Source organism: Streptomyces sp. NPDC042002 (genome assembly GCF_055588305.1).
Genome location: NZ_JBVJCT010000008.1, coordinates 29,311 through 54,157, shown reverse-complemented (window position 1 = coordinate 54,157; position 24,847 = coordinate 29,311). Strand labels below are relative to the sequence as shown.

The window sequence follows — 24,847 nt, the reverse complement described above, 5'->3', positions numbered from 1 at the left end:
GCACGGCGACGTATCCAGGGCATGCGGTAGCTCACTGAGCCGCAACCACGCGTGGATGGTGTGCGCCCGGTACGTCGGCACCGTCGCAACGCTGCGCCCGCACATGGCAGATCGCGCGGAGCCGGTACCGCGGCGCGTCAGCTGGAAGCGGCCTCTATGCCGTTCAGAATGTCCCGCTCCCGCTTGCGAATCCGGTTCCGCTCCCGCTCCCGCGCACAGAAGGTGCGCAGCGCTTCGGGGTCGGCCGCGATCTCGCTGTCCACGACCGCACGGGATCCGTCGCCGACCTCGACGATCGCCTGGTCCATACGGCCGCTGCCGAGGATGGCCATGATGGTCAGCCACTCGTCAACGACGGCCGGGGTCAGGTCGATGTCCAGGTGACGCTCAGAGGAAGAATCGTCCAGGTCCAAGGGTTCGGCTACGGCCCGGAGCACGGCGAAAGTAAGGATGCGCAGGTCCGCGTACTCCTTGGGATCCATGAGGTCTTCGAGCGTGTCGAGGTAGAGCTGGGCAAGTTCGTGGGCCTGTGGGGCAGGTGGGTCACCGGCGTTCTCGTGGTCGTGCAAGGACGTTCGCTCTCGTCTCTTTTGTTGTGTGGCTGGGGTTGGCGGTCGCGCCGGACAACGCGGCAGCGGGGCCACCAACTCGCCTCATCCTGCGGAAGGGAGAGTCCCGTTGTGACAGGGGGCGCATCCAGCGGATCCGGGATCAGTGCTTTGGACGGCACCCATCATTGCCAGGCGGGTCAGCGTCCGCTACCCACTTTTCACGGATCTCGCGCTGTGCTGTGCGGGCATTCTCGCGACCGTCCGGTCGTGTCCGGGCTCTTCGGGCGCTGGAAGACTCTTGCGGGCGGGGCTGCGGATCGCCGTCACTCGCTGCTGGCGCGTAGGGCGAGGTCTCGTAGCACCTGGGCGGAGGGGACTTCGGGATCGTCGCGGTCGTGTTCCGCGGCGAGTTGGTGGAAGGCGGCGGCGAATGCCCCGAAGGCGGTGAAGATCGGGCCGCTCATCGCTCGGGCGATGGCGTTGGCGACTTCTTGCGGGGCGGCGTCGTCGTCGATGTCCACGCTCCTCGGGAAGATGTCCTTCACCAGCTCGTTGAGCAGGACGTCGCTTTCGCTGTCGGGTTCGGGTGCGTCGTCCCCGACGTACTCACGTGTCTTGGTGAGGATCGCGACGACGCGTGTCATCACTTCTTCGTCGGTCATGGGAGGAGCCTAGATCCTGGACGCGCGGCGCCCCGGCGGGTAGGCCGGGGCGGCGGGGCGACCCCGCCTTGCGGAAGGGGTCGCTGGCGATGTCGCCCGACAGCCGGTCCGGTCCAGGAGCGTGGCGGACTGCCCAGGGTGGCCGAAGGCCGGCGCGCGGCGCCGCCGAAGGCGCCCTTGACCGGTCGGCACGGGCCGTGTCCTTTGATACGAAGTTGATCCGGAGCGGCGCCCTGACCCGCAGCGACTGGGAGCGGCGCCCTGACCCGCATCGGCTGGGGCGAGCCGCGAGCAGTTCCCCTCCGTCGGTCGGCCCGACATCGCTCCGGGTGACCTCGACAGCCGACCAGCCGGTGATCGTGGGCATGGCGAGGGGCGGACTCAGTTGCCTGCGCCGAGGCTGGACATGAACGCGGACGGGTATCGGTCGCCACGCGCCGCACCCGGCGGCACGGTCTTCTCGATCTCGGCGAGGTCGTCCGCGGTGAGGACCAGCTCCATCGCGGGCAGCGCCTCGGCCAGTCGCTCGCGGGTGCGAGCGCCGACCAGCGGCACGATGTCGTCGCCCTGTGCGCCCACCCAGGCGATGGCGAGCTGGGCAACGGTGCAGCCCTTCGCGTCGGCGACCCCGCGCAGTGCCTCCACGAGGGCGAGGTTGTGTTCCACGTTCCCGCTCGAGAATCGCGGGCTGAAGCCGCGGCTGTCACCGGGGCCGGCCGTACGGCCGGCGGACCAGTGACCGGAGATGAGGCCGCGGCTGAGGACGCCGTACGCGGTGAGGCCGATGCCGAGCTCCCGCAGCGTAGGCAGAATGTCCGCCTCCACCGCTCGGGAGATCAGCGAGTACTCGATCTGAAGATCGGCGACCGGGTGCACGGCATGCGCCCGGCGGATCGTCGCCGCGTCGACCTCAGAGAGGCCGAGGTGCCGGACATACCCGGCGTCGATCATCTCCTTGATCGCGCCCACCGTCTCTTCGATCGGTACCGCCGGGTCCAGCCGGGCGGGACGGTAGACGTCGATGTGATCGGTGCCCAGCCGGGTCAGCGAGTAGGCCAGGAAGTTCTTCACCGCCTCGGGGCGGCCGTCCGTCCCGCCGAAGCCCGGGCCCGGTCCTCGTAGCATGCCGAACTTGACGCTCAGCTGGTAGCTGTCCCGATTCCGGCCGCGCAGCGCCTCGGCGATCAGCAGCTCGTTGTGGCCCATCGCGTAGAAGTCACCGGTGTCGATCAGCGTGACGCCGCTCTCCAGCGCCGCGTGCAAGGTGGCGATACTCTCCGCGCGGTCGGCCGCGCCGTATGCGCCCGACATGCCCATGGCACCCAGGCCGAGTGCGGAAACGGCCGGGCCCGTGGTGCCCAGAGTTCGTGTGTGCATCGTGGTCTCCTTCGTTGTCGATCTGCCACCCACTGTGCGCCCGCACCGCGAGTCAGGGGAGCGGAGCGTTCATCCTGGGAGTCCCGCTCCCTGGATCGGCTCGCCCGCTGCGAGGACCATGGGGATATGCAACGTGACGAACTCGCCGACTTCCTGCGCCGCCGCCGCGAGGCGCTGCGCCCGGCCGAGGTCGGCATCGCCGAGGGCCCCCGCCGCCGCACCACCGGCCTGCGCCGGGAAGAGGTGGCCGCGCTCGCGGGCATGTCGGTGGACTACGTCGTACGCCTGGAGCAGGGGCGCAGCAGTCAGCCCTCGGTCCAGTTGCTCGGCGCGCTGGCCCGGGCGCTGCGCCTCTCCGATGACGAGCGCGGCCACCTGTTCCACCTGGCAGGTCACCAGCCCCCTCCCGCCGACGGAGTGGCCCGCCTGGCCCGCGCCGGTCTGATCCGCATGCTCGACCTGCTCGGCGACACCCCGGCCCTGGTGCTGTCCGACCTCGGCGAGACCCTTGCCCAGAACCGGACCGCCCTCCTGCTCACCGGCGACCACGCCGGCTTCTGCGGCGACCGGCGCTACCTCGCGTTCCGCTGGTTCACCGACCCTGCGGCTCGGGCCGTCTGCCCGTCCGAGGAACAGGAACGCCACGCCCGCCAGCTCGTGGCCGACCTGCGTGCGGCCGCCGGCCGCCGGACCGGCGACTCCGTGGTCGCCGGACTCGTCGACCGGTTGCGGGATGCGAGCGCCGATTTCCGCCGGCTCTGGGCCGAGCACGAGGTGGCGGTCCGGCGCGCCGACCGCAAGACCTTCCAGCACCCGAAGGTAGGCCGCCTGGTGATGGACTGCGAGACCCTGGTCACGCCCGACCAGGGCCAGCAACTGCTGGTGCTCACACCGGCGGACGCCGAGGCCCGCGAGCGGCTGGAGCTGCTACGGGTCATCGGTACCGAGGAATTCCCCACGGGGGCAACGGGTCCGCAGGCACGATGACCGCAAGGACACGCGGTGCGGGTCCGCGCAAGGGGCGGGTGGCCGACTCGTCCCGTTCGGATGACTCCGAGGAGGGTGCTGTCCTTCTGCGGGAAGCCGACGGACGGGGCGGTGATCATGATGCTGCCCCTGCTGGTGGGGCCGTCGGTGCCGCCAGGGAGGACCCAGACGGCGCCCGTGGAGTTGTTCTCCTCCGCGGCGCTGATGAAGAGTTCCGGTTTGCCGTCGTTGTTGATGTCCCCGGTGGCCGCGATCAGGCCGTTGCCCGTCTGCTGTGCGCCGCCGCGGGATCCGTTGCACCATCCCGGACAAGGCTGACCAAGCGCGCAACCGCCGGAAGCTCGGCTCCCGTGGCGGCCGGCCGCCACATTTCGATCCGGCCGACTACCGCGAGCGCCACGCGGTCGAGTGCGGCATCAATCGCCTCAAACGCAACCGTGGTGTAGCCACCAGATATGACAAGCTCTCGGTCCGCTACGAGGCCACCGTGCTGGTCGCGACCATCAACGAGTGGCTGTAACCAGCACCACCACACCGCTTGCCTACGGTGTGATCCAGTAGCGGCGCTTGACGCCCTCGTCGGTGGTGCGGACGTCCTCCAGAACGCCGCCATTGCGCTCGATGGTGCGCGCCGACGCGACATTGTCGTCGTCGCATGTGATGAGGACGCGGCCCAGACCGAGCGCACGGGCTTCGGGGAGAACAGCCCCGAGAGCCCACGTGGCCAGGCCGCGCCTTCGGGCGGAGGGCCGGATGCTATATCCGATGTGCCCGCCGCCATGGAGCAGGAAGGCGTTCAGACGGTGCCGCAGATCGATGGCTCCCAGATAGCTGTCGCCCTCGACGATCCACCAGTGGGTGGCGTGGACCCACCCATCTCTCAGGGCAACCGACCTGTCCGACTGCTGCTGCAGTCGCTCCACCCACGCCGAGAAGACGGCGGGGTCGTCGAGGTCAGCCTCGGGCGTGAGGCCCAAGCCAGTACCGGCTTGGTGAGCGCCTGGAGACCACTCGTCACGCGCCGCGAGCCACGAGGGCTGAAGTCGACCGGTGGGTGGGATCAGTTCAGGCATGCGGGCGACGATAACACTCGCGCACCTCATGTGATCAGGCATTTTATGCTGGACCGTGGCCCGCGGCCGCGTCACACCCGATGGCGCATGATCATCCACTGAACCGCGGGATGGCGGGGCGGCCGACGTGCGGGCCCGCGACGGCCGAAGCCGGTGGCCGGCGACGTACCGGCCGCGTGGTCGGCGGCGGGCGCCACGATCCGGCTGATGCGCGGCCCGGCATCGCGGGGTCCTGGGTCGCGCCCCGGACGGCTGGGTTCCGTGTCGCACACCTCGATCGGGTGACAGCGGACGGTCCCCGGGTGAAGTCCGGGCAGGCGAGCAGGCGAGCAGGACGACCTCCGGCAGCCGCTTGCGCTGGCTTTCCATGAGGGCGTCACGGGGCCAGGCAGTGAGGGCTGCGCCGGGGCGCAGCCCTCGAGAACGCCCGAGCCGTACGGCCTCAGCCGTCGGAGGCGATGCGGTCCAGCCACTCCCTCAGCAGATGCTGTTCGGCGCCGCTGAGGATGGTCTGTTCGGGCAAGGCGGCTTGCAGGGCACGGGCGGCGCCTGCCGGGCCCGTGTCCTGCACGGCCGGCTCCTGGTTGGTCACGGCGGCGACCATGGACTCCCGCAGGATGGTCAACAGGGCCGGATCGCGCCGGTCTTCGGGCAGGGACAACCAGGTGAGCACCGCGCCGCGCGCTGTGGCATGGATGATCTGGGCTGCGAGTTCCTCGTCGACGCGCAGCCAGCCGCCCACGGCGAGGCGCCGGATACGGCCCATCAGGATCTCCATGCCGGCCTTGAAGGCGGCTGACGTGGCCTTTGCGGGCTCGCTGTACATCAGCGTGTACAGCGCGGGATTGGCCAGACCGAACTCGACCGCCAGGTCCCAGCCGGCCCGTAGGTCCTCGATGGGGTCCTGCGGCTCGGGGTCGACGTGCTTGGCCGCCAGAAACGTGGCGAAGCCATGCTCGGCCACCGCTTCGAGCAGCCCGTCCTTGTCGCCGAACAGTCGGTAGATGGCCGGTGGCTGTAGACGTGACGCGACCGCGACCGCGCGGGTGGTGACCGCGTCGCGACCCTCCCGCGCCAGCAAGTCGGCGGCGGCCTCGATGATCCGCCGGCGGGTCTGCGCTCGCCCTGCGGCTGCGGTGTCGGCTTCGCCGGCGGAAGCGCCGTCCCTGACGCGTGAACCTGGTGACATGTATCAACGATACAGCATGAGCGTTTTCGTCGTTATTATCGATGATACGCTGATAGTGATTCCATTGGAACCAGATCGCTGGAGTGCAACATGATCATCGTGACCGGCGCCACCGGACAGCTCGGACGCCAGATCGTCGAACGGCTCCTGACTCGCCTGCCCGCGGGCCGAGTCGGCGTCAGTGTCCGCGACCCGGAGAAGGCGAAAGCGTTCGCCGACCAGGGTGTACGGGTACGGAGAGGCAGCTTCACCGACGCCGCCGACCTCGCGTACGCCTTCGAGGACGCCTCCCAAGTGCTGATCGTTTCTGTCGACAAGATGGGCGAAGAGGCCGTACGGCAGCACCGTGCCGCCATCGATGCGGCCGTCGCGGCGGGTGCCCGCCGCATCCTGTACACCAGCCACATGGGTGCCAGCGCCTCGTCCCACTTCCAGGCGTGCCGCGACCATGCCGCCACCGAGGGAGCACTGCGCGCTTCCGGCGTGCCGTTCACCTCGCTGCGCAACGGCTTCTACGCCGCCAGCGCGGTGCAGTTCCTCGGCCACGCCATGGAGTCCGGCGAGGTCGCGCTCCCCGCGGACGGACCGGTCGGCTGGACCGCGCACGCCGACCTCGCCGACGCGGCCGCCGCCATCCTGGCCGACGAAGGTTGCTTCGACGGCCCCACACCCCCGCTCACGGCGGCGCAGGCGCTGACCTTCGACGACATCGCCGGAATCGCCACCGAGGTCACCGGCCGCACCATGACGAGGACCATCGCGCCCGAGGACCAGTTCCGGCAGCAGTTGGTGGGGCACGGCGCCCCCGCCGAGGCGGCAGATCAACTGCTCGGCATTTTCGCGGCCAGCCGCGTCGGTGAATTCGCCGCCGTCGACCCGACCCTGGCCACCTTGCTCGGCCGCGAACCGATCGCTCTGGGCGCGGTCCTGCGTGAGCAACTGCCGAACAACGACGGGCACTGACCGGCCAGAAGGCCATCCGTGCGGGCGAGTTCTGGATCTCCCAGTGATGCACTGACACCGTCCCGGCGTCGCCCACCGCGGCGGCGACGGTGCTTCGAGAGTGAACCGCGGCTGGGTAGCTGGAAACGGCAAGTGTGAACTGCGGCATGGCGCCGCCATGTCCGTCGGCGGAAACCCGGGTGACCTCGGTGTACCACCTGCGTAGGGTGGAGCAATGCCTGAGCTGAAGCGGCTGCATGTTTGCCATGCCCCGGCGGTCTTGGCCTTCGAGCTGGCGAACCGCGCCTACTTCGCCGCCTCGATCTCCGACCGCGGAGACGACTTCTTCGCCCAGTTCTCCGACAGGTACAGCGCCTTGCTGGCTGAGCAGGAGGCGGGCGTCTGCGCCTTCCACGTGCTCGTCGCCGAGGACGGCTCGGTACTCGGCAGGTTCAACCTGGTCGACATCGAGGACCACACCGCGGAGCTCGGCTACCGGGTCGCGCAGCACGTCGCCGGCCGCGGCGTGGCAACCGCGACCGTCCGGGAACTGTGCCAACTGGCGGCGTCCCGGTACGGGTTGCGCACCTTGCGAGCGGCCGTGTCCCGCCAGGGTGTCGCGTCCCGAAAGGTGCTGACCAAAGCCGGGTTCGTCCCCGTCGGCCCCGCCGACCCAGCCCACATCGGCGGTAAACCAGGCACTTGGTATCAGCGCGACCTGGTGCTCCAGCCGTAGAGCACGATCCTGTCGGGCTCGGGCTCGGGGTCGGGATGCGGGAAGGCCGCGGTCACCGGGCGAACGCGTGCGCCACGTTCAGGTAGGCCGGTCGCGACGCCACGACCGATCCTCATGCCGCGGCACCCCCCTCAGCACCCCACCCCGCGGCGGCCTCATCGACGAGTACCCGTAAGCAGCCTTATTCCAGGCGCACGGACGGCCTGGTCAACCATCCGAACCGGGTTGTCACACAGGACACGCGGTGTGGAAGCTCGTCGGCGATCAACTGAACGGCAAAGGCCTGACAAAGGCCTGGTAGCCCGCCCCGCGCCCCGCCCCAACCAGGCGCGCGGGAGGGGCTGTTGTCCGTACGATCAAGACCGGACCAGGGGAGATTCCGGGGAGATTCCGGGGAGGTGGCGGGGTGCCGTTCGACGCCGGGGAATCCGTGTCAACCGACGAGGAATTCGCCTTGTGGGTCCGGTCGCGCCGTGCGGCAGCCCTGCTGACCCAGGAGGAACTCGCCGTACAGGCCGCCGTGTCGGTGCGCACGATACGCAACCTGGAAGCAGGACGCGCCGGTCGGGCGCACACCCGGCGTCTGGTCGTCACGGCGCTGGCCGACCTGACCAGCCAGCCGCCGCCGGCCCCGGCTCCCAAGGCGGTGCCCGCCCAACTGCTGCCCGACGTACCCGCGTTCACCGGCCGCAGCGTCGAACTGTTAGCCCTGGACGACCACTTGGCCACCGCCACCGCGATCTGCCTGCTGTGCGGTCCCGCCGGAGTCGGCAAGACGGCGCTGGCCGTGCACTGGGGCCACCGGGTACGCGACGCCTTCCCCGACGGGCAGCTCTACGCCGACCTGCACGGCTCCGCACCCGGCGCGGGCCCGGCCACCACCGACGTACTCGCCGCCTTTCTGCGCGCCCTCGGCGTACCCGGCGACGACATGCCCCAGGCGCCGGACGAGCGGGCGGCCCGCTACCGCACCCTGCTTGCCGGGCGCCGCATGCTGGTGGTGCTGGACGACATCGCGTCGGCGGACCAGATACGGCCACTGCTCCCCGGCACCCCGCGTTGCCCCGTGCTCGCCACCAGCCGGGGCCGCCTCGCGGATCTGGTCGTCCGGTACGGGGCGCACCGCATCGGGCTCGGCCCGCTGCCGCCCGGTGACGCGCTGCGCCTGCTGCGCACCCTCGTCGGGGACCGGGTCGGCGCCGACAGCCACGGTGCCACCGCCCTCGCCGAACGGTGCGGTCGGCTGCCGCTCCCGCTGCGCGCCGCCGCCGAGGCCGCCCTGACGCACCCGACGCTTCCGCTGTCCGCGGTCGACGTGGGCCTGGTGGCGGCGGACGCCCGGGGGACGGCGCCGCAGGGGTGAGGTACGGGCGCTCAGAGATCACAGCCGGGATCCCGGCACGAGGAACGTGCGACAGGATCCCGGCGAGAACAGGAGACCCGGCCCGCCCGTCTGGGAATCTCCGGCGCGAACAGGGCTCCCGGCCCGCCCGTCTGGGAATCCCCGGCGCGAACAGGACTCCCGAGCGGTCCCGCTGGGAATCCCCGGCGAGAACATGACACTCGGCCGCCCCTCTGAGAATCCTCGGCGGGGATAGGACGCCCGGCCCCGCCCCTAGGAATTGCCCCCGGCGAGGATCTCCTGGCCGAACAGTCCCCAGCCGGGCCGCTGCGAGGCGGTACCGAGGCCGCACGCTCCGGCACCGACCCCGGACGCGATGCGAGGCGCGGGAAAGTCCGCCCGGATCACCCTCGCAGGAACGTGACCCGCTCGCCCGTCTCCATCATCTGCCGGGCCAACGCCCCCGCCGTGAACGCCGCCGGGCCCACGCCCAGCCGCGTCGCCATCGCGTCGGCCAGCAGCCGCACCGGCACCGTCCCGCGCGGGCCGAGCGGCACAGGCTCCAACTCGCCGGCGTCGGGGGCGGTGTCGGCCAGGCCCCGCAGCCGCTTGGTGAAGCTGCCCCCGGGCTGCGGCTCGACCCCGAAGTGCAGGGATTCCGGCTGCTGGTGGATGTCGAGACGGCCCAGGTCACCCCGGTACAGGCACAGCAGGACGCTCGGCGCCAACCGTTCCACCCGTACCGGCGTCAGCGTCTGCGTCCCGGCCGGATCGGCATAGCCGTCGACCAGCAGCCCCGGATAGCCGGAGACCACGTCCGAGCGGATCAGCGCACCGGTGATCAGGGGATAGTCCAACGGCAGAGGATGCGCCGCGTCGAGCTCGGCGTCGGCGGAGCCCACCCTGCCGAGGCTGTAGGCGCCGTCCACCAGGTGACGCGTCCACTCCTGGTCGAGGTGGAAGAACCGTACGGTCTCCACCGGCAGCAGCCGCTCGTCGGGGACCAGATAGCCGAAGGGGACACCATCGAGGCGGGAGAGACCCGTCAGCCAGTCGATGACGCCCGCCGGAAGCGCGTCGTCGATATGCGCGACGGCCAGGGGGTGCGCGGCCGCCACGGTGCGCTTCTCGGCCTGGTCGCGGCGGCGCTTCCACTCGTACAACGCGCCGGCGAAGCCCGTGCTGTGCAGCGCGAGCAGCCGTCCGGCCTCCCAGGCCGCGGCATGGCTGACGTCGAACATTCCGACGCCTGGGTGGTAGCGCAGCAGCTCGTCGGCTGCCCGGGCCGGACCCTGGTCCGGGTCGGGCCCCGCGGCGGCCGGGCCCGTGGCGAACGGGCCCCGGTACCAGGCCACCGACCGGCCGCCACCGCGCAACCGGTGCCGCATCGGAACGTAACCCTGCCGCAGAAACGTGTCGGCGTGCTCCTCGCCGCTGTCCGGCAGCCGCAGCGGGCTCCCGGAGTCGGTGAGCCGGGCCACCAGTCTGCCGAAGGTCTCCGCCTCGTCGAGACAGGCGAACCGCCACCCGGCCAGCGAGATCAGGCGGACCAGGGAGCCCGGCCCGCCCGGCCCCAGGTCGAAGTCCTTGCCCGCCGGGAACCGTCCCTCCAGCGAGACCAGATGCACGCTGCTCGACGTGCCGGCCGGCGGCAGCCGCTTGCCTACCACCACCGCGCCGTCCGGGGTGTCCCCGTCGCCGCGCCGCACATGTGCCAGCAGGGGCAGTTCGGCACGCGTGGGCAGCAGGTCGGCCAGCAGCGCCCGGGGCACGTCGATGACCGTCACCTTGGGGTCGTCGTCGGCCGGGAGCGCGGCGGGCGCCGGGAAATACGCGTCCGGGGTGCCCGCCGCCGCCGACAGGGGCATGACCTTCGGCTCGGGCTGTTCGTCCCCGGCGAAGAGCAGCAACGCCAGCCATGGCAGCGGCGCGCCAGGGCCCCGTACCGCCTCCGGACCGCGCTCCCACGGCAGGCTGGAACGGCTGAGCACCAGGTGCGGCAGGACGTGGCTGTGGTCGCCGAGGCTGCCGTCCGGCGGGAAGGCCGCCTCGACCAGCGCCGGCGGCAGCGCGAACCGCTCCCCGGCGACGGAGAAGGTCCGGGTCGAGGTGTACGCCTTGGGGTCGACGCCGATGGTCTGGGTGACCGTGACCCGGTAGTCCCCGGCTGCCAGCGAGGCCAGTTGGTAGTCGACGAACAGTGTCCGGTCCGGTGTCATCGCGCTCACGGCTCCATTCCCACCTGCGGTACGACCAGGAACCCGGCCGCGTCGAACCCACCGAGGTCCAGCGCGTCGTCACCGGTGGCGTCGGCCAGAACCGCCGCCGCCACGGCCGACCGCACCGCGGCCGTCCCGGGCGCCGTGATGGTGTCGGCTATCGCCTGCCTGCGGGCCGGCGCGTCCCGCCCGTCCGGAGTGAACGGCTGCCGGACCACCCAGCGGTAGGCGTCCTGCTGGGTTTCCAGCGCCGTGGCGGCGCGCAGCACGTCGCGCGGCAGATATGGTGCCGCGGCCGGTTCGGCCGGCGGCAGCGGCCGGATCGTATAGCCCGTCAGCAGGTTGCCGACCAGCGGTGGATCGGTCACGGACGGCCGCAGCCGGTCCCCCCACATGGCCGCCGGAAGGTTCTTGGTCACCGGCTCGTAGCGGAAGCCGTCGTCGGCCCGGCTGCCGTCGGTCCGACGGATCTCGACGCGCTGGGTGGCCGCCACCGGATGGCTGCGGTCCCGGCCCAGCGGTGCGATCCCGAAGGCGGTCGCCGCGCCCGTGGTGTCCAGCGCCTGGCCGCCCTGCGCCGGGCCCCGGTAGGCGTCGCGGCTGGGGATGACCGAATCGGTGCGCAGCACCAGCTCCAGTGGGTTGACGGTACCCAGGTCGCCCGGGTCCGCCCCACCGGGACCGCTCGCCCCGTCCTGGAGCACCACGGTGACCATGGCGTCGTCGGCCGCGGGCAGGAACGCCTTCCGGAACCCCGCCCAGTCGATCGGCTGAGGCCCGGCGGAGTCCCCCGTCCCGAAGGCCAGGGTGAAGGAGCAGATGCCGATGTCGATCGCGGCCCGCCCGGTGAACTCCGGTCCCCACAGGCTCACCTGGGCCCCGACCTGGGCCGAGACGGTGTGCGTACCGAAGAAGCTGAAGGTGTACGACGCCCCGATGTTCGCCCAGAAGTCCGCCTCGTAGTGGTACGGGCTCCAGCCGATCAGGAAGTCCATCGACGCGCTGAACCACGCCTTGAGCGACCCGTCGTCAAAGGTCGCGCTGAAACTGCCGCCCGCCATCAGGGCCGACGGGGTCAGCGCGAAGTACGCCGAGCCCTTCATCGCCAGTTGTGGTGTGACCTGCCAGTTGAATCCCAGCCTGGGGACCGCCGGATAGTGGGCGGGGACGGTGAAGCGCGGGTGGTATCCGCCGACGCTGAGCACGAAGTCGCCGTTGTGGTCGTCGCCGAACCACACCTGGAACGCGAAACCGCCGGTCAACCGGCAGTCCCGGGACAACAGATAGGAGCTCTCGGTCAGTTGGGCCCGCAGTGCGAAGTACCCCTCGTCAGGCACGAGTGTGGCGCGCAGCGCCAACTGCACCTGCGCCAGCGGTGTCGCCCCTGCCTTCACCGCGTCCGGCGACGGCAGGACCAGGGTGGACAGCCCCAGCAGGTTGACCTCGAAGCGGTGACCGAAACCCACCGACAGCAGCAGCACCGAGTCGATCATCCGGAACGAGCTGAAGTGCACGCCGATCGCCAGGAAGAAGTCACCCGCCGACGGCGGCAGATAGTCCTGCAGCGCCCTCAGTTCGTCTGCCAGCGCCCCGGGTGCCTGTGTCCCGGCGGCCTCGGCGACCAGCGGGAAGGTCGCGACAGCGGCCACGTCCGGGGCGATGAAGCGCCGGTTGTAGCCGAACCCGGCGGCCAGCCCCTCGACGAAGAAGACCGGCGGTCCGCCGATCGGGTAGTCAAGGAAGGCGTACACGAACAGCGAGGGACCTTCGGGCAGTTGGACGTACGAGCCCAGCGCGCCGAGCGAGAAGGTCTTGGTCCGCAGCACCGCCTTGCCGCTGTAGGAAGGCAGTTCACGGCCCTGGTAGGTGATCGTGTCGGCGAGGAACGCGCCGCTGATCTCCACCTCGCCCGAGCTGTACGACACCCCGAGGCCGCGCAGCGCGAACTGCGGCCCGCCGGCCGGGTCGGAGAGGTCGATGCCGACCGCGAGGCCGTCGAGCGTGAGCGCCAGCCCGGCCACGTTCAGTGAGGCGTCCAGCAGGAACGCCAGTTTGGCGGAGCCGCCGGGCGGGCGCTGGTAGGCGAAGCCGACGCGCTGGAAGGTGACCGGTCCGAAGGTGCGCTGCACCTTGTACCAGACCACGTTGTCGTCGGTGGCCTTCGGCTGCCCGGGAACGGGAACGGGAGCGGGTGTGGGTGCGGGGCTCTGGCCGGTGCCGGTGCCGGGCGCGGGCAGGCTCAGCGGCTGGGTGATCTCGCCCAGCTTCAGCACCGCGTCGGCGGTGAAGCCGGCCGCCAGGTCCGCGGCAGCGGGCAGCGGGGCCACCTCCTGCGGCAGCAGGCTGTTCAGCGCGGTGGCTTCCGCCATCGGCAGCGGTCCCGACACGGCGAGCAGCCGCAGCGGGTCCACGCCGAAGGTCCCGCCGTCTCCGGCGAACCGCTCGCCGACCAGCGGCAGGTTCGCCAGGTCGACGGTGACGGCGAGGTCGGCGCCCAGGACGTAGACACTGGTGAGTCCGGTCTTGTCGAAGGCGAACAGGGCGTCCTTCAGGTCGACGGTGACGCCCTCGGGTATGTACTGAGCGGCCGCCGGTGACAGCGCGCCGACCAGTTGGCTGAGGGTGGGCACCGGGCCGGTGCCGGTGCCGTGGCGGTAGGTGGCGACGAACCGCTGGGCGTCGGGGCTGTCGGCGAACCGGACGGTGAACTCGTAGTCCCTGCCGTCGACGGTGACGGTGAAGTCGCCGCTGTAGCGCCGTTCGGCGGTGTCGATGGTGACGGTGAGGACCAGTCTGGTCGACTTGTCGATGGGGAGGGTGACCTCGGCGGTGACGAACAGGGCGCCGGTGCCGGTGCTGTAGCGGACGCCGAGGTTCTGCACGGTCAGCCCGGCCAGCGGTGCGGGGAGGGCGAGACCGGCATAGCGCCCGGCGAGGTCGTCGGCGATGCCGCCGATGGGGATGGTGATGCCCCGACCGGTCTCCCCGGCGAAGGTCCAGCCCTTGCCGGGAGCGGAGTCGTAGCCGGCGGTGAGGTGGACGGGTATTCCGGCGATGTCGAAGTCGGCCAGGGCGTCGAAGGTGGTGGCCGCGTCCCGGTGGTCCACGGTGAAGGCGACGTGTGTCAGCGTGAGGTCAGTGGTGATCTGCCAGTCGGTGTCCAGGGTGATCATGCCGCCGTAGGCGAGCTGCTGTCCTTCGCCGGGCAGGGTCAGGAAGAAGCCGAACGTCTTGACCGTGATGTCCGGCAGATGGCCGGCGTCGCCGCCGACGAACTGCTCGTACACCTCGCGGATGTGCAGCGGACCATCACCGTCCCGCAGCCCACCCCGCAGGGTGCGGTCCTGGAAGGACACACCGAGTTCAAGCGTGCCGTTCTCGCCGATGGCGAACAGCCCGGAGACGCTGCCCGTCAGCTTCCGTTGCGGCGACAGCGGCTGGTCCACCCGGAACAGGACGTCCACTTCCTCCAGGACCAGCCCGGGGCCGAGGGTCCACTGCTCGGCGGTCTCCACAGTGACGCAGACAAAGGTGACCAGGTCGGTGCCGCCGGGGGTGAGCAGCGCCTGTACATCGGTGAGCACCACGGGGGAGGTGATGGAGAAGTCGAACGGCACGGTCAGCTGCTGCGGGCCGACCAGCGTGGCGGCGTCGGCCAGCGAGATCGGCCCGACATCGCGGAAGTCGGCCGCCAGGCGTACGGTCCGGCCGCCGGTGATCTCCATGGTGAGGACGACCTCGTGGTTCCCGGAGGTCGTGTTGAAGGGGATGGCGCCGGTGATGAGCAGTGACGACAGGACGTCGAAGTCGGCCAGGGCGAGGTTGAAGCGGGGGGTCCCGTAGAGCTCGTAGCGCAGTTGCTCGACGGTGAAGACGCCCAGGTCGCCGCTGCTTCCGGTGGGGCCGTTGAGAACGAGGTAGGGGACGGTGCCGGTGACCGCGTCCGAGCCCGGCAGTCCGGCGACCAGTTGGACGGTGCCGTCGAGTCGGTGGACGGCACCAGCGAACACCAGGTCGAGCAGGGCGAGCCGGGTGCCGATGACCAGGGTTCCGGTGAAGGTCGCGGCGGCCTCGTCCGGGTCGGTGACGGTCGTCGTGTCGATGTGCAGGGACGGGTTCTCGAACCGCGCGTCGTCGAACAGCGAGTCCCGCAGTGATGGGAAGCTCTCGGCGAAGGACCAGGTGGTGTCGCCCGTCGCGTCCAGGATCATGGCCGCGCCGGGCGTGCTGTCCGTGCCGTCCGCCGTGAGAAGCGCGACGACCGTCATCCCCAGGAAGGGGGCCGCCGTCCCGGTGCCGGAGACTGTGACGCCGGTGTCGGTGTCGGTGCGGGTGACGGAGGACAGGACGAGTCTGCCGCCGGGCAGCAGCCGTCCCAGGAACACCCCTGCCGGGCCGGGCACCAGTTGGCCGACGGCGAGGTCGAGACGGCCGTCCACGACGGTCACGGCGGCGCGCAGCTGCTCGGGAGTCATGGTCAGGCACCGCCGGCCGGTACGGTGAGCAGGAAACCGGCCTGGCGGACGGGGTAGTACAGCACGGCGGAAAAGCACCCGGCGTAGTTCGGCAAGTCAGCGACGGATCCGGCTCCCAGTCCGGCCTGTGCCGCGCTCTCGGTGGGGATTCTCACCTGTGAGTCCTCGCTTCCCGTTCCGCGCTCCCAGAAGACGACGGGATTGCCCGCCCCGCTGGTACGGGTCGGCCCCAGGGCCGTGTGGTAGTACGTCAGATAGCGCCGCATCGCCGCCCATCGGGGATGGTGGTACACGGAACTGGCTTCCCGGCCGGAGCTGACAACGACGTTCTGCGGTTGCACGGTCTCGATGAACGTCTGTGTGGAGGAGGTGCTGGAGCTTCCGTGGTGGGGCATCAGCAGCCAGTCCACTGCGGTTATGCGGTCCTCGTGCTGCGCGACCAGATACGCCTCGGTGCTGACGGTGGCGTCGCCGCAGAAGAGCAGTTTCTTGCCGTGGGCCTCGACCAGGGTGACGATGCTTCCGGTGTTCGCGCCCTGTCGGTCGCCGTCGTCGATCTCCACGTTGATGTCATCCGAGACGGACGGGTAGGTGCCGGGCGATACGTTGCTGGCGAGGATGGTCACGGTGCAGTCGGGCTCGCGCCAGATCACCAGCCGGTCGTCGTAGCGGACGTCGATGGTGTCGGTCGGGGTGTCCTCTTCACCGTACTTCACGGTGTGCTTGTGGATGTCCATGGAGACCTCGGCACCGTCGAGCGCGCCGTCCTCGTCGTAAATCCCGTGGCAGAAAACCTGTTTGAAAGGTCCGCTCGCAGCGTCCGCGTTGGGGTCGTTCTCGTCGACCCGTATGCCCGCCTCCATGCGGTTGCGGGTCTGCTGTTGATAGTCCCCGTAGGATCCGCTGTGGTACACGGCGCCGATCGTCACACCGACCAGTACGTCGCTGACGGCATTGTTGTGGTCCGCGTCGGAATGCGTGAGGACGAGGGCGTCCAGGTGGTTCTCCTGGCCCAGGAAGCCGTTGGCGCCGAAGACGGCACACCACATCGTCTGGCGTTTGCGCTGGTTGACCCGCTCCTTGGCCGCCTCCGGGGTGTCCTCCGGCCCTTCCAGGCTGTAGGTGACGCTCTTGACGTCGAACCCGCAGTCGATCATGATGCGGCGCCCCGCCGGAGTGGTGATCAGCGTGCAGTCGCCCTGGCCGACATCGAGAAACACCACTTGGAGAGCGCCGACCGCCCCTTTCGGCCCCTCGACGTCCATGGCCACCAGGCCCGTCGACACAGCCGCGGCGCCCTGCTCCCACTGGTCGCGGGTGAGTTTCCTCCGGCGCTTCAGGTCATCGCCCCGGCCGAGTTCGGATCCTGACCCGCCAGTTGTCTTCCGTCGGCGTTTGCCCGGCATTACGGCGCCACCAGCCTCAGCGTCCAGGTGCCCCCGCTGCGGCTGTGCGCGAAGTCGTACAGCTCGACCTGGAGTTCGCCGGACGACAGCTGGTTGAGGATCTCCGCGTCGTGCAGCCTCAACAGCAGCCCGTCCAGGTTCAGTTGCTGGACGAAGAGCGTGGACGCGTAGAGGTCCACCAGGGTGTCGCTGGTCAGGTCGCCGGTCTTGAGGTGGAAGCCCTCGGGACGGGCCTCGATGCGGTGCCAGAAGGAGTTCCACTGGTGGAAGCGGATGCTGGGGTTGGTCTGGGTGGTCGACTGGGCCTGGAAGAGTTCGAGGAAGAGCAGATTGCCGGCCGGCGCGTCGACGATGTCGCGGCGCAGCTGGAGGTGGGCGGAGGCGGCCGAGACGGTGAGCGGGTTGGGCGGCGTTGTCGTGCCGATGCCGACGTTGTTGCCGATGGGGTTGAGGGCCAGTGGTTTGAGGCCGTGCGACTGGATCCAGCTGTAGGTGGTGTCGTATCCCATCCGCAGGTTGGAGTTGGTGCCGTCGGTCGGGCCGAGGACGAGGCTGCCGGTGTCGGGGGCGCCGGGGGCGTCGATGATGTGCAGTTTGGCCTGCGGGTTCGTGGTGCCGATTCCGGCGCGTTGGCCGGAGAAGAGCAGGGGTGACTTCTCCACGGTGACGGCGGTGGAGGCGTCGGCGTAGCCGGGCACGTTGACGTAGCTGACGTACACCTGGGACTGACCCAGGGAGGCGGGCGCGACGAGGCCGCCCAGGGACAGTTCGAGCCAGCCCGTGGGCGGCACGGTCACCGTGCGGGACGCGGTCAGCTTCCACTGGAGACTCTGGGCGCCGATCTCCCGTATGGGCTGGGGGAAGACGGTGAGGGGGAGCGCGACCGCGTCCGAGGTGCCCCCGACGGCGAGGGTGGCGGCGGGCGCGGCACCGGCCGTCAGGAGAGCCCAGTCGTCGGACTCACCGGCATGCTCGACATCGAGGGTGACGACGATGGCGGAGGCGCCGTCCACCCCGTCGCCGGTGCCGGTGAGGGTGATGGGCTCGTCATGGGAGGTGTTGGCGATGCGCAGCCGCAGGGTGTTGAGGGCGGAGCCGTCGCTGAGCACCCGGTTGCCGCCGGAGAAGCCGGCGCGCAGCGGGATGTCGGTACGGCCACGGTGGTTGACGATGTCCAGGAACTGCAGCCGGGAGCCGCTGAGTTCGTCCGTCTCGCCGCTGAAGGACAGCTGCTGGTAGCCGAGTTCGACGCGGGTGCCGCGGGTGCCGCCGCGGCCGTCGGCGCTCATGCCCGTCAGGGGCAGGGTGAGGTTCGCGCCGGGGCCGAGCGGGGCGGGGGCGGTGCACAGGAAGTAGAGGGTGTCGCCGCCGGTGCTGGTGTCGGGGGAACGCAGCAGTTGCCAGCCGGGGGCGTTGAGCACCGGTTCGGGGCCGGCGGCGAGGGTCTGTGGACGGAACCGCAGCGCCAGGTGGTGGTTGCCGGCCGAGACGGGACCGGTGAGCGGGCGGAAGGTGAACTCCTGCCTTGATGTGTTGCTCACGGTCAGCGTCATCGGCTGACCGGAGGGTCCGTCGTCGATGAACAGGACCGGGTGCTGGTCCTGGTCGGCCAGTTCGAAGTCGACCGGGTGGCTGCGGACGAACGCGGCCAGTTCGGCCTCGTCCTCGGCCATGTCGAGGCGGATCTCGGCCTCGGTGAGCGGGCCGTCGTAGACCCTGATGTGGACGAGGCGTCCGTCGTAGTGGCCGGCGGGGCCCTGGCCCTGGGCGAAGCGCCCGACGACCAGGGCGTCGGCGGCCGGCCCGGGGGCGGTACCGGTGGGCAGCGGGCGTTCGGCGACGAGGGCGCCGTTGACGTACGTACGCACCGCCTGCCCGTCGGAGGTGGCGGCGATGTGCGTCCACGCGCCGGACGGTACGGAGCCGGGCGGGGCGGTCGCGGTGGCGGCCCCGGCGGCGCTGACGTGGTCGACGGAGCCGTCGGCGGCGAGAGCGAGGGAGAAGACCTGCGCGGTGGTCCCGGCGATCCCGGCCCGGCTGGCGGGGAAGTGACCGGGGTTGATCCAGGCTTCGACGGTGTACCCGGCGGTCAGTGCCAGCCTGGGGGTCCGGTCCAGGGTCAGGGCGTCCGCGGCGCCGTCCAGTGCCAGGCAGCTGCCGAAGCGCTCGTCGGGAAGGCTCTTGGGGGCGCCCTCGGGTGTGCCGTTGAGGTGGTTGTCGGAGGCGTCGATGACGCCGTCGGCGGCAAGGACCTCGTCCAGGTGCCAGTGCAGGATGGGATTGACGGTCATGCCGGGGTCCCCCCGTCGGCCGGTCCGTCGGCGAGCTGCTTGTGGGCCTGCTCCTGGACGGCTGCGATCAGCTGGTAGACGCGGGCGAAGGGCAGTTGGCCCAGCGCTTCGAGGACCAGGTTGGTCTCGTCCAGGCCGAGGGTGAGGGTGATACGGGGAGCGGTGTCCTGGGGCGGCGGCGTCACGGGCATGGGTGGGGTGCGTCCCTACTGTCGGTTGGCGTTCGTCGTCGGGCGGGGCCGCAGGGTCAGCCAGCCCTCCCGGGCGGTGGGCCGGGCGGCGAAGGAGGCGTCCTGGCGCGGTTGGGCCAGCGCGGGCCGTTGCAGCAGCGCGGTGAGCGCGTCGGCGTCGCCGGCCAGCGCGGTGGGCAGCGGGGGACGCTGTTCGGCGGGGGTGACCAGCGCGGTGTCGTCGTCCAGCGGCGCCAGCCAGCCCGCGTCGGCCAGCCGCTGCCACAGGGCCGTCTCGCCGGGGAACGCGGCCAGGACCGCGGCCCGGTCGATCAGCGGCTCGCTGCCGGTGCGCAGCCAGCCGGTGCCGGACGGGACGTCACGCTCCAGCCAGCACCATACGAAGCCCGGCTCGGCCGGCAGCGGGAGATCGGGGGCCGCGGCGGTACCGTCCCCGAGCACGGGGGCGGTGAGGAAGGCGATCTCCATCGCGGCGAGCGCGTCCCGGTAGTGGGCGTCGGGGATGCGCAGCGCCTTCGCCGGGAGGATCCCGCAGCAGGCGTGCACGGCGCCACGCGGATCGACCAGCAGGGTCAACGCCTGGGCCGGGGCGTCGATCGCCTGGAACAGCGCCGCGTCCTCGGTCTCGTCCCCGTCGGTCACCGAGTGCAGCACCGGGCCGAGTCGCCCGTCGGGTTCCTCCGGCCAGTAGCCCACCAGCCCGTCGCCGAGCCGTCCGTGGTCGCCCAGTCTGAGAGGGAAACGTACCTGGGTGAAGCCGTTGGTCTCGCAGCCGCCGCGGCGCAGGTCCTGCCTGAAGACGTTCCAGTCCTGGTGCACCGCGGGGCGCCCGGCCAGTTCCAGGCCCACCGTGGCCCGGGCCACCGCCACCGGGCGGCTGACCAGCAGGGCCCGGTTCTGGTTGAGCGCGTGGTCCTCGGGCTCGATGGCGGCCAGTGCCTGGTCCAGGGAGCCCAGGAAGGCGGCCACCCCGTCCGGCCCCGAGCCGCGCAGCCGGGCCACGACCGCCCTCAGGTGCGGGTTGCCGATGCCGTCCACCGGCACCGGGGCCCGGCCGGGGGCGGGCTGCCAGAAGGCGGGGACACCCGTCGGCCCGGGGTCGCCCGGCAGGGCGTAGACCGAGCCGACCGCGCTCCCGTCCGCGGCGTGCACGGCCACACTGCCGTCGAGGTGGTTGGCGAGCAGCCAGCCGCACACGGGCGAGGTGGCGGGGACGGCGTTCATCTCGGCCAGGTCGCTGTCGGCGTCCAGCCAGCGCAGCGACAGTCTGGCCGGCTGGGCCAGCCGGGGCGGCAGGTCGACCCAGCCGGGGTGCCCGTCGACCCGTAACCGGCTGGTCGTTCCGACGGTTTCGACGGGAATGTCCCGTACGGTGCCGAACGTGTCGACCATACGGAGCCGTAGCAGCCGCATCGCTCCGGCCCTGATGGGGTTGAAGTCGCTGAGCGGCTGCGGGGTGTACCGGCTCTCGCCCGCCACGGCGGGGGCGACCTCGGTCTCGGTCACCGTCCGGTGGTCGGGGAAGCCCAGCGGGTCGGCGACCGGCAGCTGGCGGGCGAGCCGGCGCATCAGCAGGGCGTCGTTGAAGCCGCCGAGCGCCTGGGCGAGGTTGTTCGATTCATGGGCGGCCAGATGGCGGTGGACGGCGACCAGGGTGACCGCCCGCTGATCGGCCGCGCCGGACGCCAGGAAACGGTCCAGGGCCGGCTCCGGATCGGCGGTGAACGCCTCCTCGGTGACGGTGCCGTCCAGCGCGGCCAGCACCGGCTTGGCCAGGTAGCGCAGGATCCGGGCGGCCAGCAGCGGACGGGCGGAGGGGGAGAGCACGGCGGCGCCGGTGTAGACGTTGGCGGCCTTGGCCAGCACCGCCCCGCCGGCCGCCCGGGGGCGCAGCTCGGCCTGGTCGGCCGGCAGTGTGTAGCCGGCGGTGATGAAGTCGGGGTGGAAGTCGCGGCCCGCCGGATTGCCGAGGTTGCCGTTCGGGCCCACCGGGAAGAACTCCGCCTCCCACTGGAGCATGAGCGGATGCCAGGGCTGCGTCTCCCAGGCACGGGTGTGCGCGGCCCCTTCGGCGAGCGCGGCCATCGTGTCCCGCAGTGCCCGTACGGTGTCGACGTCGGCGGGGATACCGCCGTCGGCGACCTGGCACTCCAGCAACCCGTCCTGCCCGAAGCGGTCGGAGGGGGTCGCGTCCGTGCCGGTGAGCAGCACCACGGGCTCGTTCGGCAGGTAGTACTGCGGGGCCGGGCCCGACCGCAGCACGTAGCCGTCGGGCAGTACGGCCCCGGCGGCGGCCCGCGCGGCGTCGCGGTCCTGGCCCAGGGCCTCGGCGCGGGCGGCCCGGCGGGTGATGAGGGCGGCCTGGCGCCGCAGGTGGAAGAGCACCTGGTCGGGGTTCGGGTAACTGTCCCGGCTGGTGTCCGGCGGGTAGACGCACAGCATGTAGCGGTACCAGTCGGCGTACAGCTCCTGGCGCAGCCCGGTGAGCTCGCCACCCGCCCGGTCGCAGGCCGTCTGAGCGGCGTTCAGCGTGTTCAGCGCGGCCCCGGCGGCACGCGGCAGGGCCGTCAGGTCGGCGTCCGCGGCCTGGCCGGCCCGGTCGTCCGTCACGGTCCACAGATTCCCGGACGGTACGGCCCCGAAGGTGTCGGCGTGCCGGGCCTCCAGCAGCTTCAGGTCGACGTCCAGCGGGGCCGATTCCAGTTCCTCGGCGAAGGCCAGCGCCTCCAGCAGGTTCTCCAGGTCGTCCGGCGCCGAGCCGGTGTCGCCGAGCACGGCTCCCAGATGGGCAGCCAGTGCCTCCGTCGGGGTGTTGCCGACCCACACACCCGTGTCGTCACCCGCGCTGTCCTGGGGCCCACCCGCTCCGGGCGCGAACACGATCCGCCCCCAGCACACCATCCGGTCCGGCTCGGCGCCGCTGTCGTCCGCCGTCCAGCCGAGGGCGGCGCGCAACACCTCCGCCCAGCCCGTCCCGGCATCTCGCGGCGCCCCCAGCACGGCCGCCAGCACGTCCTGGCCCGGGTCCTCGTACCAGCCCAGCACGTCATACGTCACGTCCTGCGGCGGCACCCCCTGGAACGCCGGGTCGTGCAGCCCGAACACGCTGTGGCAGTGCGGATAGAACGACGCGAACGTCGGCTCCCCGTAGCCCACCGCCGTCAACGCCCGCAGATACCGCGTCCGTTCCGCCGGGTCGGCAGAGGTGGTGCGCCCCGCAGGACGCCAGGCGGTCAGCGGCACCCTGCGCCCCAGCAGCCGGTACGGCAGCCGTTCGGGCCCGTCCATCTGGTCCGCGATGTACGGGTAGGGCACTCCGCCCGCGTTGTCCTCGGACAGGAAGTCGCTCTCCACCACCCACTGCTGCGCCACGGCACCGCCTACGCCGCGGGTCACCAGCCACCGGTTGGGCACCACCGGTACCGCGCTCGCCCCGTCCCGCGAGGCCAGCCGGGTCAGCGCGTCCGGCAGCGACCAGTGCAGATGGACTCCCGCCTTCAGCCGGAAGCCCTGGTCCTGGAACGGCACCGACAGCAGCGTCTCGCTGACGTACGGCATGTCCGCCTGGTGATCGTGCCCGTCCGCGGAGTCCGTGTACGGCAACCGCGTGAAGTCGGTGAAAGGCTCCGTGACCTGGCGTTCCCCCGCCAGGCACAGCGCGTCCAGATGTACGGGTACGACAAGCAGCCTGCCCATTGCGATCCTCCCCAGCCCCGGCGTCCCGAAGTATGCGCACCCGTCCCGCCCGGCAACGAGGCAGCAGACAGGCAAGAGAAGGGCATTCCGTGCGTCGGGCAGCCGGGTCGGCCCAATCCGAGTGAAGGGGTCCGCCTGCTCTTTCGGCGTATCTACGATGTTGCCGTGCGGAATATCGAGGCGTTCCAGGGATCCGCTTCCCGGACGCTCGCGGGGTCGGCACGGCGACGCTCGAGTCGGCGACGCAGGTCCTCCGTCATGGGAGCCGGCGCCGACCGGTTTCCTCATGTCGCGATGAACCGCTGTGGATTCAGGACGAAGGCCCGTCACACATAGCCGAGGAGAACACGTTGTTACCTGAGCCAGGTCGAGGGTCGGCGCCCATCGACACCAGCAAGCCGCACCCTGCCCGCATGTACGACTACTACCTGGGAGGCAAGGACCACTACCCGGTGGACGCCGAGGCGGCTGAGCAGGTACTCGGCCACACCCCGGACGCCCGCACCTTCGCCCGCGCCAACCGGCTGTTCATGCACCGGGCCGTGCGCGTGCTGGCGCGCGACCACGGGGTGCGGCAGTTCCTCGACATCGGCACCGGCGTGCCGACCGAGCCGAACCTGCACCAGGTCGCGCAGGCGGAGGCCCCGGAGTGCCGGGTGGTCTACGCCGACAACGATCCGATCGTGCTGGCCCACGCGCGGGCACTGCTGCACGGTACCCCCGAGGGCCGGGTCGCCTACCTACAGGCGGACGTGCGAGAACCGAAGGCCATCCTGGAGTCCGACGAGACCCGGACAACGCTCGACTTCGACCAGCCGATCGCCCTGAGCCTGTGTGCCCTGATGCATTTCGTACCGGACGAGCACGGCGCGTACGAGATAGTGCGGGAACTGGTCGACGCGCTGCCGTCCGGCAGCTTCCTGACCCTCAGCCACGGCACCACCGACTTCGACCCGGAGGGCATGGCCCGTACGCAGGATGTCTACGTCCGCGCCCGCATCCCGATCCAGCTGCGCTCCGGGACCCGAATAGCCCGGTTCTTCGACGGGTTGGAGCTGCTGCCGCCGGGGCTGGCGGTGACGCATCGCTGGCACCCGGAGCCGGACCAGCCGCTGGCCGACATCACCGACGCCCAGGCAGGCTTCTACGGCGGAGTGGCCCGCAAGCAGTGACCGCGCCGTCCCGCCCATCGGTCCGTACGGCGGGACGGGCTGCGACCGGCACCGTCCCCGATCCGGAGCGCTGACGTCACAGCGCCGCCGGGTCCGCTTCCTGGCCGAGCGGTCCCTCGCCGCCTACCAGCAACTGCGCGCTGCTGCCCGGCCAACGGATCGCTGGGAGACCGAGTGGGCGGCGGCGCTGGACGCTTTGCGCGAGGACGCTCCTCAGGAGCGAAGCGGCCGGTACCGAGGCCCCTTACTGATCGACGCGCTGCTCGACGACGGCGACCTGGACACCGCTTGGCGGGAGGCGCCCGGCCGTGCCGACGACCGGCAGTGGCAGCAGCTCGCCGACCACTCACGCGGCACGCGACCAGCCGACGCGCTCGTGGTGTACCTGCGGTTGGTCGAACTCCTGAAAGAACCCGGTCCAAGGCCGACCAGGACCCGGAGGGCTGGCTGCCCGTGCCGGCGGACCCGTGCAAGTACGCCGTTCAGTGTCGAGTCGCGATGTCACTCGACGTCACCTGAAGGGCGGCGGTCCCGCTCA

At 71.2% G+C, this 24,847-nt stretch carries 16 protein-coding genes and 2 pseudogenes; 6 read left to right on the top strand and 12 right to left on the bottom strand.

The genetic code is table 11. From position 1 onward, the window contains the following. Positions 1-137: 137 nt before the first annotated feature. The 3 genes from ACZ6KY_RS14785 to ACZ6KY_RS14775 all read right to left on the bottom strand — a co-directional run bounded on the left by ACZ6KY_RS14785 (position 138) and on the right by ACZ6KY_RS14775 (position 2,590). The gene (locus ACZ6KY_RS14785; RefSeq protein ID WP_469310677.1) at positions 138-569 is read right to left on the bottom strand and encodes a hypothetical protein; all 432 of its coding nucleotides are present in this window, start codon (positions 567-569) and stop codon (positions 138-140) included. 305 nt (positions 570-874) lie between these two features. Next, on the bottom strand, positions 875-1,213 hold the full coding sequence (locus ACZ6KY_RS14780; protein ID WP_469310676.1) for a hypothetical protein: 339 nt from the start codon (positions 1,211-1,213) through the stop codon (positions 875-877). 381 nt (positions 1,214-1,594) lie between these two features. Next, entirely contained in the window at positions 1,595-2,590 is a 996-nt protein-coding gene (locus tag ACZ6KY_RS14775) for an aldo/keto reductase (RefSeq protein WP_469310675.1), read from the bottom strand. Between the two features lie 126 nt (positions 2,591-2,716). Between ACZ6KY_RS14775 and ACZ6KY_RS14770 the strand changes: the two genes are divergently transcribed. Next, positions 2,717-3,577 carry a helix-turn-helix transcriptional regulator gene (locus tag ACZ6KY_RS14770; protein WP_469310674.1) on the top strand — a complete coding sequence of 287 codons (861 nt, stop codon included), beginning with the start codon at positions 2,717-2,719 and terminating at the stop codon, positions 3,575-3,577. A 170-nt stretch (positions 3,578-3,747) separates the two neighbouring features. On the opposite strand, the pseudogene ACZ6KY_RS14765 reads toward ACZ6KY_RS14770, so the two are convergent. Next, positions 3,748-3,945 (bottom strand): annotated as a pseudogene (locus ACZ6KY_RS14765) (hypothetical protein); the annotation flags it as partial. Here ACZ6KY_RS14765 and ACZ6KY_RS14760 point away from each other — a divergent pair. Beyond that, positions 3,852-4,097: pseudogene (locus tag ACZ6KY_RS14760) on the top strand (IS5 family transposase); the annotation flags it as partial. The pseudogenes ACZ6KY_RS14765 and ACZ6KY_RS14760 sit on opposite strands and share 94 nt — an antisense overlap. A 22-nt stretch (positions 4,098-4,119) precedes the next feature. Here ACZ6KY_RS14760 and ACZ6KY_RS14755 read toward each other — a convergent pair. Then, complete coding sequence (locus ACZ6KY_RS14755; RefSeq protein ID WP_469310673.1) at positions 4,120-4,650, bottom strand: GNAT family N-acetyltransferase; 531 nt, start codon at positions 4,648-4,650, stop codon at positions 4,120-4,122. Between the two features lie 442 nt (positions 4,651-5,092). After that, a complete protein-coding gene (locus tag ACZ6KY_RS14750) occupies positions 5,093-5,839 on the bottom strand; it encodes a TetR/AcrR family transcriptional regulator (protein ID WP_469310672.1) in 747 nt (248 codons plus the stop codon). Between the two features lie 90 nt (positions 5,840-5,929). Between ACZ6KY_RS14750 and ACZ6KY_RS14745 the strand changes: the two genes are divergently transcribed. From ACZ6KY_RS14745 to ACZ6KY_RS14735, 3 genes are all read left to right on the top strand, one after another. Then, entirely contained in the window at positions 5,930-6,802 is an 873-nt protein-coding gene (locus ACZ6KY_RS14745; RefSeq protein WP_469310671.1) for an NmrA family NAD(P)-binding protein, read from the top strand. Between the two features lie 214 nt (positions 6,803-7,016). Then, on the top strand, positions 7,017-7,517 hold the full coding sequence (locus ACZ6KY_RS14740; protein WP_469310670.1) for a GNAT family N-acetyltransferase: 501 nt from the start codon (positions 7,017-7,019) through the stop codon (positions 7,515-7,517). 430 nt (positions 7,518-7,947) lie between these two features. Continuing rightward, entirely contained in the window at positions 7,948-8,880 is a 933-nt protein-coding gene (locus ACZ6KY_RS14735) for an NB-ARC domain-containing protein (protein WP_469310669.1), read from the top strand. A gap of 383 nt (positions 8,881-9,263) precedes the next feature. Here ACZ6KY_RS14735 and ACZ6KY_RS14730 read toward each other — a convergent pair whose 3' ends face one another. The 6 genes from ACZ6KY_RS14730 to ACZ6KY_RS14705 all read right to left on the bottom strand — a co-directional run bounded on the left by ACZ6KY_RS14730 (position 9,264) and on the right by ACZ6KY_RS14705 (position 23,137). Further along, positions 9,264-11,087: a hypothetical protein gene (locus tag ACZ6KY_RS14730; protein WP_469310668.1), complete on the bottom strand. Its 1,824-nt coding sequence runs from the start codon at positions 11,085-11,087 to the stop codon at positions 9,264-9,266. Continuing rightward, complete coding sequence (locus ACZ6KY_RS14725; RefSeq protein WP_469310667.1) at positions 11,084-15,553, bottom strand: DUF6603 domain-containing protein; 4,470 nt, start codon at positions 15,551-15,553, stop codon at positions 11,084-11,086. The genes ACZ6KY_RS14730 and ACZ6KY_RS14725 overlap by 4 nt, the downstream gene beginning before the upstream one ends. Before the next feature lie 2 nt (positions 15,554-15,555). Then, a complete protein-coding gene (locus tag ACZ6KY_RS14720) occupies positions 15,556-16,839 on the bottom strand; it encodes a ComEC/Rec2 family competence protein (protein ID WP_469310666.1) in 1,284 nt (427 codons plus the stop codon). Between the two features lie 119 nt (positions 16,840-16,958). Next, entirely contained in the window at positions 16,959-19,250 is a 2,292-nt protein-coding gene (locus tag ACZ6KY_RS14715) for a LamG domain-containing protein (RefSeq protein WP_469310665.1), read from the bottom strand. Next, entirely contained in the window at positions 19,247-19,441 is a 195-nt protein-coding gene (locus ACZ6KY_RS14710; protein ID WP_469310664.1) for a hypothetical protein, read from the bottom strand. Before ACZ6KY_RS14710 ends, ACZ6KY_RS14715 begins: the two co-directional genes overlap by 4 nt. 15 nt (positions 19,442-19,456) lie before the next feature. Then, complete coding sequence (locus ACZ6KY_RS14705; protein WP_469310663.1) at positions 19,457-23,137, bottom strand: hypothetical protein; 3,681 nt, start codon at positions 23,135-23,137, stop codon at positions 19,457-19,459. A 350-nt stretch (positions 23,138-23,487) separates the two neighbouring features. Between ACZ6KY_RS14705 and ACZ6KY_RS14700 the strand changes: the two genes are divergently transcribed. After that, complete coding sequence (locus ACZ6KY_RS14700) at positions 23,488-24,309, top strand: SAM-dependent methyltransferase (RefSeq protein WP_469310662.1); 822 nt, start codon at positions 23,488-23,490, stop codon at positions 24,307-24,309. The last annotated feature ends 538 nt before the right edge of the window (positions 24,310-24,847 follow it).

Bases quoted from the DNA above. Each gene is read 5' to 3' on its own strand.
- ACZ6KY_RS14780 (WP_469310676.1), bottom strand. From the start codon at position 1,213: ATGACCGACGAAGAAGTGATGACACGCGTCGTCGCGATCCTCACCAAG.
- ACZ6KY_RS14775 (WP_469310675.1), bottom strand. From the start codon at position 2,590: ATGCACACACGAACTCTGGGCACCACGGGCCCGGCCGTTTCCGCACTC.
- ACZ6KY_RS14770 (WP_469310674.1), top strand. From the start codon at position 2,717: ATGCAACGTGACGAACTCGCCGACTTCCTGCGCCGCCGCCGCGAGGCG.
- ACZ6KY_RS14755 (WP_469310673.1), bottom strand. From the start codon at position 4,650: ATGCCTGAACTGATCCCACCCACCGGTCGACTTCAGCCCTCGTGGCTC.
- ACZ6KY_RS14750 (WP_469310672.1), bottom strand. From the start codon at position 5,839: ATGTCACCAGGTTCACGCGTCAGGGACGGCGCTTCCGCCGGCGAAGCC.
- ACZ6KY_RS14745 (WP_469310671.1), top strand. From the start codon at position 5,930: ATGATCATCGTGACCGGCGCCACCGGACAGCTCGGACGCCAGATCGTC.
- ACZ6KY_RS14740 (WP_469310670.1), top strand. From the start codon at position 7,017: ATGCCTGAGCTGAAGCGGCTGCATGTTTGCCATGCCCCGGCGGTCTTG.
- ACZ6KY_RS14725 (WP_469310667.1), bottom strand. From the start codon at position 15,553: ATGACTCCCGAGCAGCTGCGCGCCGCCGTGACCGTCGTGGACGGCCGT.
- ACZ6KY_RS14715 (WP_469310665.1), bottom strand. From the start codon at position 19,250: ATGACCGTCAATCCCATCCTGCACTGGCACCTGGACGAGGTCCTTGCC.
- ACZ6KY_RS14710 (WP_469310664.1), bottom strand. From the start codon at position 19,441: ATGCCCGTGACGCCGCCGCCCCAGGACACCGCTCCCCGTATCACCCTC.
- ACZ6KY_RS14705 (WP_469310663.1), bottom strand. From the start codon at position 23,137: ATGGGCAGGCTGCTTGTCGTACCCGTACATCTGGACGCGCTGTGCCTG.